This window comes from Streptomyces sp. NPDC059247 (assembly GCF_042754005.1).
Taxonomy (GTDB): Bacteria; Actinomycetota; Actinomycetes; order Streptomycetales; family Streptomycetaceae; genus Streptomyces.
In genome coordinates, this window is record NZ_JBHYZW010000020.1 from 15819 (window position 1) to 31143 (window position 15325).

The 15325-nt window shown below is 72.6% G+C and carries 11 protein-coding genes; 9 read left to right on the plus strand and 2 right to left on the minus strand.

Annotated features, from left to right (window positions below; all coding sequences use genetic code 11):
• Positions 1-61: 61 nt before the first annotated feature.
• Together ACFXGN_RS26990 and eccCa are read right to left on the minus strand one after the other, a co-directional pair.
• Entirely contained in the window at positions 62-2755 is a 2694-nt protein-coding gene (locus ACFXGN_RS26990) for a hypothetical protein (protein WP_384864137.1), read from the minus strand.
• Positions 2752-6816 (minus strand): type VII secretion protein EccCa, encoded by a 4065-nt coding sequence (gene eccCa, locus ACFXGN_RS26995; protein ID WP_384864228.1) that lies wholly within the window; start codon positions 6814-6816, stop codon positions 2752-2754. The genes ACFXGN_RS26990 and eccCa overlap by 4 nt, the downstream gene beginning before the upstream one ends.
• Positions 6817-7176: 360 nt before the next feature.
• Here eccCa and ACFXGN_RS27000 point away from each other — a divergent pair, with 360 nt between their 5' ends.
• The 9 genes from ACFXGN_RS27000 (at position 7177) to ACFXGN_RS27040 (ending at position 15219) form a co-directional block, all read left to right on the plus strand.
• On the plus strand, positions 7177-7557 hold the full coding sequence (locus tag ACFXGN_RS27000; RefSeq protein ID WP_384864139.1) for a hypothetical protein: 381 nt from the start codon (positions 7177-7179) through the stop codon (positions 7555-7557).
• A gap of 82 nt (positions 7558-7639) precedes the next feature.
• Entirely contained in the window at positions 7640-9019 is a 1380-nt protein-coding gene (eccD, locus tag ACFXGN_RS27005) for a type VII secretion integral membrane protein EccD (RefSeq protein WP_384864141.1), read from the plus strand.
• Between the two features lie 64 nt (positions 9020-9083).
• Complete coding sequence (gene eccB, locus ACFXGN_RS27010; protein ID WP_384864143.1) at positions 9084-10598, plus strand: type VII secretion protein EccB; 1515 nt, start codon at positions 9084-9086, stop codon at positions 10596-10598.
• 55 nt (positions 10599-10653) lie between these two features.
• Positions 10654-10992, plus strand: a complete 339-nt coding sequence (locus tag ACFXGN_RS27015) for a hypothetical protein (protein ID WP_384864145.1) — start codon at positions 10654-10656, stop codon at positions 10990-10992.
• Positions 10993-11056: 64 nt separating this feature from the next.
• Positions 11057-11353 carry a WXG100 family type VII secretion target gene (locus tag ACFXGN_RS27020; RefSeq protein ID WP_384864146.1) on the plus strand — a complete coding sequence of 99 codons (297 nt, stop codon included), beginning with the start codon at positions 11057-11059 and terminating at the stop codon, positions 11351-11353.
• A gap of 142 nt (positions 11354-11495) precedes the next feature.
• Entirely contained in the window at positions 11496-11945 is a 450-nt protein-coding gene (locus ACFXGN_RS27025; protein WP_384864148.1) for a hypothetical protein, read from the plus strand.
• A gap of 34 nt (positions 11946-11979) precedes the next feature.
• Entirely contained in the window at positions 11980-14298 is a 2319-nt protein-coding gene (locus tag ACFXGN_RS27030) for a hypothetical protein (protein ID WP_384864150.1), read from the plus strand.
• Between the two features lie 56 nt (positions 14299-14354).
• Positions 14355-14918, plus strand: a complete 564-nt coding sequence (locus ACFXGN_RS27035) for a YbaB/EbfC family nucleoid-associated protein (protein WP_384864152.1) — start codon at positions 14355-14357, stop codon at positions 14916-14918.
• Positions 14911-15219 (plus strand): hypothetical protein, encoded by a 309-nt coding sequence (locus ACFXGN_RS27040; protein ID WP_384864154.1) that lies wholly within the window; start codon positions 14911-14913, stop codon positions 15217-15219. Before ACFXGN_RS27035 ends, ACFXGN_RS27040 begins: the two co-directional genes overlap by 8 nt.
• Positions 15220-15325 lie beyond the last annotated feature (106 nt).

The following is a 15325-nucleotide window of genomic DNA, read 5'->3' on the forward strand; positions in this document are numbered from 1 at the left end:
CCGCGCGCCAGGAACCGGGCCCGGGCACCCGACCGGCACCCGGAAGGGCGGAAGCACGCGGTCAGTGCGGGGCCGCCCCCGGGGCCACGTGGAAACGGGCCGCGTCCGGAAGGGGACGGCGGTCGTGGGGTTCCAGCATGTCCCTGCGCTCGAACCACTCGGTCAGACGGGTACGCGCCTGTTCGTCGCGTCTGCGCACCCGGCCGTCGGCGCCGTCGCTCTCCACCGCGGAGATCTCACGGAGCAGGACACGGACCGGCGCCGTGTCGTCCTCCGGCAGGTCCAGGGCCAGGACGGAGAAGGACGTGCCCGGCGGGAACACCACCTCCGGTTCGTCGTCCGTCCCCAGGAAGACCGACGTACGGCGGCCGGTGGACGACCAGATCCCGAACTCCACCCCGCCCTCCAGCTCCGCGTCGCACGCCGGGACGCTCGCCACCGCCGCGGGCTCCACCAGGACCGTGCCCGGCACGTACCGGTCCAGCGGCACCCGCTCCAGCGGCGCCGCCAGCATGACCGCCCCGTAGTGCCCCGGCAGACGCCGCAGACCCGACTCCAGACAGCGCAGCAGCGGGGTGAAGGGCCCCGGCGCGACCGCCCTCGCCGCCTCGGCCAGCCCCGCGCGGGACCCCGGACCGGAAGCGTCGGCCTGATACAGCGCGATGGCGACCATGTCCGCCTTCAGACCCTCCTGCGCCAGGGAACGCAACGACGGCAGCCGGGAAGCCAGCAGTTCCGCCTTGCTCGCCAGGATGTGGTACCTCTCCCCCAGCAGTTCGCGCAGAGCCGTCCGGTCGTCCGGACCACTACGGCCACCCGCCACCGGCGAAGAACCGGACACCCGTGGGGAGACGGCCACCGGCGGGACGACGGGCACCGGGGGAGCGACCGCCACCGGGGGGACAGCAGGCGCCTCCCCCACCGGCTTCTCCGGCCCCGGAGCGACCGGGGACGACACCGGGGGCACGTCCGGGGCGGCCCCGGACGGCCCGTACTCCGTCAGCGGCGGTTCCGGCACCGCGGCGGCCCCGCTCCGCTCGCCCCCGGACAGAGCCGGAGCCGGGACCGGAACCGGAACCGGAACCGCCCCGGGCCCTTCGGACGGACCGTTCACGACCGGGGGCTCGACCGGTCCGGTACGGGCTCCGAGGACGGGTCCGGGCGCCCGTGCCGGTCCGGAGTCCGTGGAGCCCAGCCAGCGCAGGCCCAGCTCCCCCGCCCAGGAACGAGGCCCCTCCTCACCGGACGCGTCACCGTGGAACAGCAGCCCGTACCCTTGCCTCGCGCCCACGTCCGGCAGCCCGGCCAGCACGCCCGGCAGCGCCCGCCGGACCTCCTCGCCGACAGCCCGTTCCCCGTCGCCCACCATCACGACCGGACCGGTCGCGTCGGGACGCACCGTACGGGGGCGGACATCCGTCACCCGGTCCACCGGACGCACCCACACTCCCGCCGGGACCGGTTCGACGACCCAGCCCTCCGCACCGGCACACGCGTACAGCGCGGGACCGGCCGCCGGACCGGCCAGGTCCAGCCATGCCGACGGCACCACCCGACGGTGCACGGGCGAGACGGCGAGTTCCCCCAGGAAGGGCTGCCAGGTGGGCGCGCCCCGCCCGTCCAGGAACGTCGTCGCGTAGTCGTCGGCCATCCGTACGGGCAGACCGACCGCCACCCGCACCACCCGGTCGAGACGCTCCGCGAGAGCCACCGCCATCGCGATCAGACCGGCCGGATCGGCCCACGGCGCGGACACCAGGAGGCATCGTGCTCCGACCGCGCCCTCCGGCACCCTGGCCAGCAACTCGGCGACGGGGAGCACAGGACGGACCGGTGACCCCACGCCCAGAAGGAAAGCGTCCGGCCCCACCCCGATCAAGGGCACGACCGCCTCGGGCAGCTCCCCCAGCCACACGCCCCCCGCGACGACGCGACCGCCCTCCTCCGGCACTCCCTCCGGTACTCCCTCCAGCGGTCCCTCCGGCTTGTCCGGCAGTGCCATCCCCGCGCTGGCTCGCGGCTCCTCCCGCTCTTCCGTCGGCTCGCCCCCCGGCGACACCCTCGGGGCCGGGCCGAACCCGTGCGCGCCTCCCTGGGACTCCGCCACGACGGGAACCGGCGGCGCCGGAGGCGGGAGCGGCTCGGACTCTCCCGCGTCCGGTTCCTCCTCCTCGGGTTCCCCCTCGGGTTCCTCCTCCGGCTCCTGTCCTTCCGGCTCTTCCGCCCTTCGTGGATCTTCCGGAGGCCACCCCGGGCCCAGCTCGTACGGCTCCTCCCCCGGAACCGCCAGCCACCAACTGCCCGGCGCCTGGAGCCGCAGCGTGCCGTCCGGCTCCACGTTCACCACACCGTCAGGAGCGACCACCGCGAAGCCCGCCACCGTGGCGACCGCCGCCACCGGACGGTTCCCGCCCGGCCCCCGTGCGGCGAGACCCGACGCGGCCAGGACCAGCCGGGTCGCACCGCGCTCCCCCGCCAGGGCCACCAGCTCCGGCAGCGCGCGGCGCAGCACCAGTGCCGCGTCCGGAGCCGCCGCCAGGACCAGCAGCGCGCCGGGCGGTGCGGGCAGCCCGGTGAGGACCGGTGTCAGAGCGGCGGCCGTCTCCTCCGAGGCGATCACCAGATGCGGGCCCACGGGGTGCGTGCCCGACCCGGAGACGGAAGCGGGAGCGGGAGCAGCGACGGAGACGGGGTCGGGGGCGGGGGCGGGGGCGGGGGCGGGGGCGGGGGCGGGGGCGGGGGCGGGGGCGGTCATCCGGAGTGTCCGTTCTGCGGGGTCTCGCCGTCGGGGTCGAGCAGCGGGGTCTGGAGCTGCACCGTGCGGCGGCGGGTGATGTGCAGCGCGCGACCGGTGGGCAGCACCTTCGGCTTCGTCCCGCCGAAGAGGTAGCCCTCCGTCGGCGGGCACGAGAGCAGGACGGCCGGAGTGTTGACGTCCTGGAGCTTGCGCAGGAGCGGATCGGACAGGCCACGGCCCGCGCCGTTGGCGGAGCGGGCGACGATGATGTGCAGGCCGATCTCCGCGCCCTGGGCGAGGTTGTCGAGCACGGCCGCGAAGGGATGCGCCGACATCGAGCCGTTGACCAGGTCGTAGTCGTCGACCAGCACGAAGAGTTCCGGGCCGCTCCACCAGTCGCGCCGCCGGAGCCGGTCCGGGGTGATGTCGGCGGCCGGGATCCGGTTGGCGATCGCCTTGCCCGCCCCGGTGATCATCTGGCGCAGCGGGTCGGCGGACACCGCGTAGCCGAGGCGGTACTCCTCCGGCACCGTCTCGTACATCTCGCGGCGGAAGTCGACCAGCATCAGACGGCCCTGGTCGGGGGTGTAGGCGCGCATGATCTGGGTGGCGATGTGCTTGAGCAGGTTGGTCTTGCCGGTCTCGCTGTCACCGACGACGATCAGGTGCGGGTCCTGGGAGAAGTCGTGCCACAGCGGCTGGACGTCGTTCTCCTCCAGGCCGAGCGGAATCCGCAGGGAGCCGTGCGGCTCGGGCAGGTCGGCGGCGTCTAGGACGAGGGGCAGCATCCGGACCTCGGGGGCGCGCGGTCCGGTCCAGTGGTCGGCGACGACGTCGACGAGGTCGGCGACGCCCTCGGAGAGGTCGTGGGCCGTGCCGATGCCGTCCATGCGGGGCAGCGCGCACAGGAAGTGCATCTGGTCGGCGGTGAGTCCACGGCCGGGGATCTTGGGGACCTTCGCCGCCGCCCGCATGTTGATGACCGAGTCGACCGTGTCGCCCAGGCGCAGTTCGAAACGGGTCTGGAGCTGGTCGCGCAGGGCCCCGGTGATCTCGCCCCAGCGAGTGGTGCCGACCACGAGGTGGACGCCGTAGTTCAGACCGCGCTGGGAGATGAGGGTGAGGGGCTGGACCAGGTCCATGAACTCCTGGCGCAGGGTGTTCCAGCCGTCGACCACCAGGAAGACGTCCCCGTGCGGGTCGTCGGGAAGCTCACCGGCCGCCTTCTTGCGGCGGAAGGCGGCGACGGAGTCGACGCCCAGCTCGGCGAAGTACTTCTCCCGGCGGGTGATGACCGCGTTGACCTCGGCGATGGTGCGCACGACCCGGTCGGGGTCATGGCGGCCGGTGACCCCGCCGACGTGCGGCAGACCGCGCAGGCTCGACAGGGCGCCGCCGCCGAAGTCCAGGCAGTAGAACTGCACTTCCGCCGGACTGTGGGTGAGGGCCAGCGCCGTCATCAGCGTACGGATGAGGGTGGACTTCCCGGACTGCGGGGCGCCCGCGATGCCGATGTGGCCGTCGGCGCCGCCCAGATCGGCCATCAGCAGGTCTCTCACCTGCTGGAAGGGCCTGTCGACGACACCGACGGGGACCTTCAGCGTGCCGCGCACCTCGCCCTCGGCGGTGAAACCGTGCTCGGGGTCGGGTCCGATCGGGGGCAGCAGTTCGTCCAGGGTCGGTGGCACGTCCAGGGGCGGCAGCCACACCTGGTACGCGGGGGGACCCGCGTCGACCAGTCGTTCGGCGGCGATGTCGAGGAGCGTTCCGGTCTCCTCGACGGCCGTCTCCTCCTCCGGGTCGGGGGTGGTGGGCAGCACGCGGGGGGCCACGTACTCGGTGCCCAGGGCGACGACCTGGCCCTCGATGACCGAACGGGGGCCCGCCGGGCGCCGCTTGGGCCGGTAGGTGCCCGAGACGTAGGCGGCCTTGAAGCGCGTCAGGGTGGAGATGTCGCTGCGCAGATAGCCGTTGCCCGGCTGGGAGGGGAGCTGGTAGGCGTCGGGGACGCCCAGGACGCCCCGGGACTCCATCGCGGAGAACGTCCGCAGACCGATCCGGTACGACAGGTGGGATTCCAGCTGGTGTACGCGTCCCTCGTCCAGGCGCTGGGAGGCGAGCAGCAGATGCACGCCCAGGGAACGGCCGAGGCGGCCGATCATGACGAAGAGATCCATGAAGTCGCGGTGGGCGGCGAGCAGTTCGGAGAACTCGTCGACGACGACGAAGAGGGTGGGCAGCGGGTCCAGCGGGGTGCCGGCCGCGCGGGCGGTCTCGTACTCCAGCAGGGAGGCGTAGTTCCCGGCGGCGCGCAGGAGTTCCTGGCGGCGGATCATCTCGCCGTGCAGCGCGTCCCGCATCCGCTCCACCAGATCGGCCTCGTCGGCGAGGTTGGTGATGACGGCGGAGGTGTGGGGCAGTCCGTCCAGACCGAGGAAGGTGGCGCCGCCCTTGAAGTCGACGAGGACGAAGTTGAGGATCTCCGAGGAATGGGTCAGGGCCAGGGCGAGCACGAGGGTGCGCAGCAGTTCCGACTTGCCGGAGCCGGTGGCGCCGATCAACATGCCGTGCGGGCCCATGCCGCCCTGGGCGGATTCCTTGATGTCGAGGTCGATGGGGGTGCCGTCGGGGCCTAGGCCGAGGGGTACCCGGAGCTTGTTGGACTGGTTGCGCCGCGCCCACTGCTCCTTGACGTCGAAGCGGTGCAGGTCGGGGATGCCGAGCAGACCGGCCAGGTCGAAGTCGGTCTCCAGGGGTTCGCCCGCGTCGAAGCTGTCGCCGAGGCGGTACGGGGCCATGGCGGCGGCCAGTCGGGTGGCGGCGACGGGAGCCAGCGCGTCGGGGACGCCGAGCGGGGTGCTCTGGTCCTTGCGGTTGCGGTCGGCACCGACCATCTCCAGGGAGTCGGGGCCTTCGGGGGTCCCGGTGATCCGCAGCCGCAGGGTGAGGCGGCCGTGCTTCCACTCCAGGGTGGAGCCGACGTCGACGACGACGGCGTTGCGGTAGCCGCCGAGCGCCGCCCGGTGGGGGGAGGTGAAGGCGGCCCCGTCGAGCACGACGACGGTGTACGGCTCGTCCCGGCTGGGGGAGGCGTCGGGTTCGTAGGGCGGCCGGGCGCCGAACTCCTCGCCGAGCAGTTGCTCCAGTTCGCCGATGGTTCCGGCGACGAGCCTCAGCGGCCCCGCCCCGTCGGTCTCGTGGGGGTGCAGGGCGTGCGGGAGCCACTTGGTCCACTCCCAGTGGGCCCGCCGGTCCGGCGCGGCGACCACCGCGATCCGCAGTTCGTCGGGGGCGTGGAAGGTGGCCATCTGCGCGAGGACCGCGCGGACCAGGGCGCGGGCCCGGTCGTCGTCGGGGCTCGTCCCCTCGGCGCCCGTCCCGGCCCCGGCCGGTGCCCCCATGACGCCTGCGGGCCCGGTCGCCCCCGTGACACCGGCGGAGGAGGAACCGGTGTCCGTTCCGGTGTCGGTCTCGGTACGGATCAGGACGTGGGCGAATCCACGCAGGTGGATGGCGACGGGCTGGTCGGCGACGGAACCGTAGGCGTGGATGAAGCGGCGCAGGGCGTGGGCGCTGAGCGGTTCGAGGTCCTCGACCGGTTTGGTCGCGAGCGGGGCCAGGCGTACGGCGAGGCGCTGGGAGCCCAGCGCGATCCGCACGTCGCTGAAGTCGGGGTGGGAGGAGCGCCGTTCCCACAGGCGCGAGGTCCGCACCAGGAAGGGCAGTTCGGCCGGGTCGGGATGGCGCCAGGCCAGGGCCTCCTGCTGGCGGAGGACCTCCTTGCGCACCTGCCGTCGCATCTGTGTCAGATAGCGCAGGTAGTCACGGCGCTCGTCGGTCAGTTCCTGCTTGCGGTCGGCGTTGCCCCGCATGATCTGGGTGACGATCATGCCGATCGCGGACACGGCCATGGTGCCCATCGCGATGTAGGTCATCATGCCGCCGTTGGGGCGCAGGAAGATGAAGACCATGGAGAGCGAGGACAGCGCCATCGGCACCATCGTGATGATGCTGCCGATGCCGTTCTGCTTCTCGGGCAGACCAGGGGGTTCCTGGAGCTGGATCTCGCCGTCCGGCATCTCGGGACCCGGCCGCCTCGGCGGGCGGTTGACTTGCACCACGCTCAACGAAACAACGCTCCTCACGCCATGACTCACGCCTGGCGGCCGATTCTGTGCGGTTTCCTCGTCAGTCGGGAACGGACGGGCGGTGCGGGACGGTTCAACCCGTACGTACGACGGCGTCGGACGGACGCCGGATGAACCCCGACGACGGGGAGGCGCGTTGACCACTGCGGCGAGGAGGGAGCGGAGGAACGGAGGAGAGGTGTGCGCGCGTACGGATGCCCGCAGGGGCGCCGGTCCGGCCGCTACGGCACGTCGCCGGGGTGGGCGGGGCGGTGTGTCCACGCCCGTCGGGGCGGTGCCGGAAGGAGAGCGGTGTACGAGGACGAGGACGGCGGGGCGCCCGAGGTGCGGGCGCTGCTGCGGACCTGGCTGCCGGGGGTCCGCCCGGAGGAGGGGGATCCGCTCGGCGGGGCCGTGACCGGCCTCGACGTGCCGGAGGCCACCGCGTCCGAGGTGGTGGACGCGCTCGCCCGGCTGCTGGGGTCCGCCGCCCCGGTCGGCCCGCCGGAGCCGGAGGCACGGTTGATCGCGCGCGTGTTCGTGGTCGACGAGCATCCGTCGGCGGGGGGCTGGAGCGAGGCCGAGCGGCGGTCGGTGGCCGAGCTGGCCGCCGTGCTCGTGGCGCGGTACGGCGAGGAGGGCGTCGAGGCGCTGGTGCGGGAGCTGCGGGGCGAGCCGCGCGGGGGCGACTGAACCGGCCGCGGGGGCGCTTCCGTTCCCCTGTCCGCCGAGGGCGTTCCGGCCTCGGCTGGACAGCGGGAAGGACACGCGGGCAGTGAGCGGTAGCGCGGTGGCGGGGCTGTGCCGGTTGAGGTTCCACGGGCCGCACAAGGTGGTCGAGCTCTCCGTACCGGCCGACGTCCCCCTGGCGGACCTGTTGCCGACCATCGTCGGCTACTCCGGGGACGACCTGGACGAGAAGGCCGTCGAAGCGGGCGGCTGGGTGCTCCAGCGGCTCGGTGAGGAGCCGCTGGACGAGGAGCGGACGGCGGAGGCCCTGGGGCTGCGCGACGGCGAGCGCCTCCATCTGCGGATGCGCCGCGAGGCGCTGCCCGAGGTGCACTTCGACGACATCATCGACGGTGTCGCGGCCGGTCTCGAACGGCGCGGCGACGGCTGGCACCCCGCCCTCACCCACCATCTGGCGCTCGGTGTCGCGCTGCTCGCCCTGGCGGGCGGATTCGTCCTCCTGGCCCTCTCCGGCGGACTCGGTCCGCTGCGGGTGGTCGCGGCGGCCGGGACCGGGGTCCTGCTGCTCCTCGGCGCGGGCAGCGCCGCGCGGGCGGTGGGCGACGCGGGGGCCGGTACGGCGCTCGGCGCGGCGGCGGTGCCCTATCTGGCGCTGGCCGGGGCGCTGCTTCCGGCCGGGGAGAGCGATCTGACGGCCGCCCGGCTGCTCGCGGGCGGTTCGACGGCGGCGGGCGCCTCGGTCCTGGCGCTGGCGTCCGTGGCCTGTTCCGCGCCCTTGTTCCTCGGGCTGCTCATCACCTCGGTGGCCGCTTCGGCGGCGGGGGCGCTCGTCCTCGCGGGGCTCTCGGTGTCGGAGACGGCGGGCGCGCTGGCCGTGCTCGTGGTGGTGTTCGGGGCGTTCCTGCCCGGCTTCGCCTTCCGGCTCTCGGGGCTGAAGCTGCCCGCGCTGCCGCGCCGGGCCGAGGAGCTGCAGGAGGACATCGAGTCGTATCCGGCGCGGGATGTCGTGGACCGCAGCGCCGTGGCCGACGGCTATCTGACCGCCTTCCACGTGGTGACGGGCGCGTTGTGCGCCGCCTGTCTGACACTGATGGCGCCCGCGCCCGGCTGGGCCCCGGTGACGCTGGCGGCCGTGCTGTCGCTGCTGCTGATCCTGCACGTCCGGGAGGTCGGCTCCCGGTGGCAGCGGCTGGCCCTGATCCTGCCGGGCGTGTACGGGCTGGCCCTGCTCACGACCGGGTGGGCGCTCTCCCTGGGCCCGACGGGCCGTACGGGTCTGCTGACGGGTCTGGTGGCGGTCGCCGCGGCGCTCGCGATCTTCTCGTGGACGGTGCCGGGGCGGCGGCTGCTGCCGTACTGGGGGCGGGCCGCCGACCTGCTGCACAGTGCGCTGGCGCTGAGCCTGATCCCGCTGGCGCTGACCGAGGCCGGGGTGTTCGCGTGGGTGCGCGGGCTCACCGGCTGAGCGGCGCCCCCGGAAACACCTCCGACCACCGACGTCCCCTTCCCCTCCCCCTCCAGGAGTTCACATGCAGTCCAGACGCGACCAGGTGCAGGCCCACCTGTTCGTGATGAGCAGGCTCGGGGCCGGGATGCTGCGGGGCGAGCCCGACTCGCTGGACCTCCCGACCCGGCGGACCACCCGTGGGGTGCGTACCGGACTGTTCATCGCCGTGATCATCGCTCTGGTGATGGGCCTGTACGGGGCGATCAAGCCGGGTGGTGCGAAGGGCTGGGCCAAGCCGGGGACCCTGGTGGTGGTCAAGGAGACGGGTGCCCGGTACCTGTTCGTCGGCGGGGAGCTGCGGCCGGTGCTGAACCAGGCCAGCGCCCGGCTGGTGGCCGGGCCGAAGATGACCGTCTCGCAGGTCGGTCTGAACTCGCTGGGGGCGGTGCCGCGCGGTGGGCCGGTGGGGATCGTGGGTGCGCCGGACGGGCTCCCGGCCGCGTCCGCGCTGGCCCGGGGCGACTGGCTGGTGTGCGGTCTGACGGAGGCCACGGCGACCGGGCGGCCCGGTCCGGTGGTCTCGGTGGCGGTCGGTTCGGCGGACGCGGGCCGGGCGCTGGGCCCCGGTCAGGGGGTGCTGGTGGCCGCCTCGGACGGCACCGGGCACGTGCTGTGGCAGGGGAGGCGGCTGCGGCTCGGCGCCGGCGCGGGGACGGCGCTCGGCTACGGCACGGCGGCCCCGTTCCCGGTGGCGTCGTCCTATCTCAACTCGCTTCCGGCGGGTCCCGATCTGGCGCTGCCGGAGATCGCGGGGCGGGGGACGCCCGGTCCCGTGCTGGCCGGGGGGAAGACCCGGATCGGCCAGCTCTTCACGGATCCGGGCGGTGATCCGTACGTCCTGACCCGGAAGGGTCTCGCGGCGCTGGACCGGACCCGGTTCGAGCTGTTGCGCGGCGATCCGCGTACGCAGCGGGAGGCGTACGCGGGGGCGCCCGCGGTCGCCGTGGCGGTGGGCGCCGCCGATCTGGCGGCCCATCCGGCGCCGCCCGGGACCCTGCCGGACGCGGGCCTTCCGGAGACGCCTCCGGAGCTGGTGGAGCCGGGTGCCGGGCAGGGGGTGTGCACGGCGGTGCGGCCCTCGGCGGACGGCCGGCCGGGCACTCTGGTGACCGTGGCCGACGCGGCGGCGGTCGCGGGCCGGCCGGTGGCGCCCCAGCCGGGGGTGACGGCGGCGTGCGGCGCGGCGGATCTGGTCTCCGTACGGCCCGGGGGCGGCGCGCTGGTGCGGGCGCTGTCGGGGGCGGGGGCGGCCGGGACGACGTATCTGGTCGCGGACAACGGCGTGAAGTATCCCCTGCCGACTCCGGAGTCGGCGAAGACCCTCGGCTACGCGGGCGCGGCGGCGGTGGGGGTGCCCGCGGTCCTGCTGACCCTGCTGCCGACGGGACCGGCGCTGGATCCGTCGGCGCTGGCGGCGGCGGGGGTGGTCGACGCGGGCGTGCCCGCGCCGGTCTGTCCCGGGGTGGAAGCGCGCGCCGGGGAGCGGGTGAAGGGTGTGGCCGCCGATGCCGCGGAGCCGGTGAACCCCGCGCCGTGAACGGCCCGTTCCCCCTGCCGGGGACCCCAACGACCGTACGATCGAAGGAGATCAGGTGACCGACATTCCCAACGACAACCTCAAGGTGTCGTCCGAGGTACTCACCCAGACCCTCAACGAGCTGGAGGGGCACCTCCAGACGATGGAGCGGGCCTACACCCAGTCCGAGGACATCGCGCAGCAGGTCGCGCAGAGCATGAGGTCCACCGCCGGAACCAAGTTCATCGCGAAGATCGAGAACTGGCAGCGCGGTTACCGCTCGGTGATGGCCGAGTACAAGGACCTGCTGGACGCGGTCGGCACCACGAGCAAGGTCATGGCGGACACCGCGGGTGAGGCGGAGGCCAACATGGATCTGTGGAGCGGCGACGTCTACGACATCCTCAGCAAGTGACCCCTCCCGGCCTCCCCCTCCTCTCCCTCCTCCCCCTTCTTCCTCTCCTCTGTAAGGAACGCGCATGAGCGAAATGGACATGGACATCAAGCACGGCGCGCTCGAGGACGCCAATGCCCAGATGAAGCAGGTCGCCACCACGATGAACTCGGCCCTGGAGACCATCGTGCAGCGCCTCGACGCCATCCGGTCGGAGTTCACCGGTGAGGCGGCCAAGGAGTTCGCGGAGTTCAAGCAGGCTGTGAACAGCCTCGACTCCAGCCTGTCGCAGCAGTTCAACAAGGGCGCGGACCTGCTGTCGGACGCGCACGGCATCATCCGCAACGGCGACCGCAAGAGCGCCTACCTGTTCCAGCGCTGAGTCCCGCTCCGGAACCCGGCCCGCCGTCCTTCGCCGGTGTGCCGGGTTCCGTCGTTCCGGGGCCGGTCTGAACCCCGGAGCGCGGGGCTTCCGTTCTCCGTGCCGGACCGCGTACGGCACAGCTCAGGACAGGAGAGGCCCCATGGCGACCAACCCCTCGAACTCCGACGACAACGAGGACGACGGCAGTTCCACCACGGTCACGGAGGACGTCCTGCTGGCCAAGGCGAAGCGGTTCGAGGAACTGCTCAAGGAGCTCACCACGGACACGGTCCTGCTGTCGCTCCCGGACTGGACGTCCAAGCAGTCCAACGGCGACTACGGCCTGATCCTGCCGGGCAACACGAAGGAGCTGAACAGCGCCGCGCGCGTCCAGGCGGGGTTCGCCGCGCTGACCGCGCAGTTGGAGGGCGCGCTCGACAAGCTCCAGGGCATCGCCAAGAGCGGCAGCCTCAATCTGCGGAGCGTCAAGGAGATCCTCGGCGACGCGGCCGGGGACTCCGTCGACGTGACCGAGATGTGGGAGCTCCTCAGCATGATCCAGCGCGACGGCCAGCAGTCCAGCGGCGCCGGTTCCGCGCCCGCGAAGTAGACCCCCCACCTTCAAAGAGGAGTTCGGCGCGACCATGGCGGACAAGACGTGGACCTGGGAGAACGGCCTCAAGGTCTTCATGGACACCACCGGGGCGTTGACGACCCGGGACGCGGTGGCCGGGGCGGGATCTCAGGACTGGTCCGACTTCGGCACCTTCCGCATCGAGAAGAACGTCCCCCTGTCCAAGGACTACAGCACGATCTTCGACTTCTACTGGGACTACACCGCCACCTACGGCACCAGCAGCTCCCGGTTCGTGGTGGGGTTCAGCGCCAACTGGAAGGGTTACTTCGACGAGCCCAAGTCCCCGTACAACCTGTTCCTCAACGAGCCGTACAAGGCGCTGGGCCCTCTGGTCAGGGGGAGCTCGTCCGCGAAGACGGACATCGTCAACTACTTCACGTTCGACAACGCGAAGAACCAGCTGGACGGTGTGGTCAAGTGGCTGGAGGAGTGGATCCCGCTCATCAAGGGCTGGGGCGAGGACCTGGAGTCCGAGGGGAGCGAGTGGCGGGGCAGCGCCGCGGGCTCGTTCAAGAAGTTCGTCGACGTCATCCACATGGAGATGAACAAGGTCAGGCTGGACATCACCACGCCGAACAACATCGTCGATCTGCTGGACAAGGCCAAGGTCGCGCTCGACGCCTCCTCCTGGGGGATGTACACGGGGTTCGAGACGTGGAGGAAGGGCCGCAGCCTCCTGGTGAAGAGCAGCGGCGAACAGCACAACTACTCGGCCATGAACGGGGTGGAGCTGCTGCGCGCCCATTTCATCGCGCTCATGGAGGGCTCGACGCTCGAGGTCGAATGGACGACGTCCACGGCGTCGTACGCGAACGGCTACACGAGCAGCTCCAGCGCTTCCTTCAAGAAGATCTCCGACAACACCGGGGCGGACGTCAGCCCCCCGGAATGGGTCAGGGGGGTCGAACGGAAGGCGAAGGACGAGTGGCTGCAGACGCTCAGCAGTCTCGACGCCACCGCGACGACCCATCTCAACGGCATGGACAACGCCTATCTCCCGCTGGCGTCCGCCCTTGAGGAGGGCGTCTACCAGCCGAACTTCACCCTGCCGAGCGGCGCGGGCGGTGCCGGGGGTCCCGGTGCGGGCGGTCCCGGCGGCCCCGGTCCCGGCGGCCCCGGCGGCGGCCTGCCGGACGGGATCGGCGGGAACGGGGGCGGCGAAGGCGGCGCCGGGGGCGGTCCCGGCGGAGGCCCGGGGGGCGGCATCAAGGTCCCCGACATGACCGGCGGCAAGGAGGGCGGCTCGGGAGGCAAGGGTCCCGGCAATCTCCCCGGCGGCCCCAAGCCTCCGATCACGTTCCCCGGCTCCTCGACCGGGTCGGAGGGCTCGGGACCGGGCAAGGGCACGGGCGGCGGCAACGTCCCGCTGCTCGACAAGAACGGCAAGCCCGTCATCGGCGCGGACGGCAGGCCCGTCATGGTGCCGCCGGGCTCCCGCATCGGCAAGGACGGCAAGGTCTACGACTCCAAGGGCAATCCGGTCCTGGGCACGGGCGGCAAGCAGATCGTCGCCCCGCCGGGCGGAAAGGTGGGGACGCCCCAGACACCGGGCCGCGAGGACACCCAGACCGGTGGAACGCCGGGCGCGGGCTACGACCGGATCCGGCTCCCCGAGGGGGCGAAGATCCTCGCCGACGGCAGCATCGTCGACGCCAAGGGCAAGCCGCTGCTCGACTCCAACGGCAACCCCTACGTGCTGCCGAAGGGGGCCGTCCTCAAGGACGGCGTCGTCGTCGACGCGAGCGGCAACCCGATCAGCCGCAGCCACCAGTTGCTCACCAACGCCGAGCACGCCCTCTCCACCCGTCCCGAGCAGAAGAACCCCACCACCGGCGGCGGGAAGCAGGGCTGGGACGGGCTCGGGGCCGGTTCCGGCGGCAGCGGCAGCGGCAGCCGCAAGTTCGACCTGAACAACCTCGGTTCGAACGGTGCCGGTCACGGTGGCGGCGGTCTCGGTGGCGGCGGCGGGCCGAAGAGCGTGACCTCGGTGGTCGGCGGCACGGGCGGGATCGGCGAGCGGGTCGCCCGGATGCTCGGCGGCGGGGACGGCCCACCGGCCACGGCCAGCGCCTCGTCCGACGGCCGGCAGTCGGGCGGCGGTACGGGAACCGGAGGCGGTACGGGCGGCGGCACCGGAGGCGGCACCGGCACGGGTGGCGGCCCCGGGACCTCGCAGCCCCCGATGATGCCGCCGATGAGTCCCGGCGCGGCGGGCGGCGGTCAGCCCAACCAGGGCAAGGACCGGCAGCGCACCACCTGGCTGACCGAGGACGAGGACACCTGGGGCACCGACACCGGCTCCGTCAGCGGGGTCATCGGCCGCTGACACCGTCCGCCCCGGACGCCCGCTCCTCCCTCTCTTCCTTCACGAAAGGCGGCCCCATGGCCATCGACTTCGAGAGCATCCTCAAGGACGCGATGTCGGCCCTGCACGACCAGCGGGACAAGATGCTCGCTGCCAAGAGCGAACTGGACGCGGCGACCGCGTCCGCCACCTCCAAGAACCACATGGTGTCGGTGACGGTCGGCCCCCAGGGCCAGGTGATCTCGATGACCTTCCACACCAAGGCGTACCAGTCGATGGCTCCGGCCGAACTGGCCGCCGTCCTCGTCACCGTCCTCAACGAGGCACGGGCCAGGATGGGCACCCAGGTCATCGAGCGCATCAAGGGCTTCGAGGACTTCGGCGGGCACCTGCGCAGTGTGACGGGGCTCGTCGGCACGCCCGTCGAGATGGACGAACTCCTCAAGCCGCTGCGGTCGATGGCCCCGTCCTTCGGCCTGGAGGAGTCCCAGGAGGAGGCGAAGGCGGCCAAGCAGGAGGAGTTCGCGGCCGAGGAGCCGACGTCTCGCCGCCCCTCCGAACAGCAGGCGAAGCAGGACGACTTCGCCACCGAGTCCGAGAGCCGTATCCCCACCGGGAAGCAGGAGGAGTTCAGTGGCTGACGACCTGAAGGTCCTGAGCGACCTCAAGAGCAAGTTCGCCCACTACGAGGACTACCAGCGCTGTCTCACGGATCTCAGCCGGGCGATCGTGGAGATCAACCGGATCAACAAGGAGTCCGCGGGCCAGGACGAGATCGGCAAGACGTACCACCAGCAGGTCGACAAGCCCACCGAGAACCTGACGGAGACGCTCGCGTACCTGAGCAAGCGGCTGGGCGCGGTGACGGACGCCGGGAAGGAGACGTCCGACACGATGGCTAAGTCGGACGAGGAGGCCGGGTCCCAGGCGGACGGCTTCTGAGACCGGTGACCGCCGGGAGCTTCTGAAGGCCGGTGGCCGCCGGGAGCTTCTGAAGGCCGGTGGCCGCCAGGAGGCTCCTGAGGGCGGCGGCTCGTGGGGCGGCTCG

Bases quoted from the DNA above. Each gene is read 5' to 3' on its own strand.
- ACFXGN_RS26990 (WP_384864137.1), bottom strand. From the start codon at position 2,755: ATGACCGCCCCCGCCCCCGCCCCCGCCCCCGCCCCCGCCCCCGCCCCC.
- eccCa (WP_384864228.1), bottom strand. From the start codon at position 6,816: ATGCCGGACGGCGAGATCCAGCTCCAGGAACCCCCTGGTCTGCCCGAG.
- eccB (WP_384864143.1), top strand. From the start codon at position 9,084: ATGCAGTCCAGACGCGACCAGGTGCAGGCCCACCTGTTCGTGATGAGC.
- ACFXGN_RS27020 (WP_384864146.1), top strand. From the start codon at position 11,057: ATGAGCGAAATGGACATGGACATCAAGCACGGCGCGCTCGAGGACGCC.
- ACFXGN_RS27025 (WP_384864148.1), top strand. From the start codon at position 11,496: ATGGCGACCAACCCCTCGAACTCCGACGACAACGAGGACGACGGCAGT.
- ACFXGN_RS27030 (WP_384864150.1), top strand. From the start codon at position 11,980: ATGGCGGACAAGACGTGGACCTGGGAGAACGGCCTCAAGGTCTTCATG.
- ACFXGN_RS27035 (WP_384864152.1), top strand. From the start codon at position 14,355: ATGGCCATCGACTTCGAGAGCATCCTCAAGGACGCGATGTCGGCCCTG.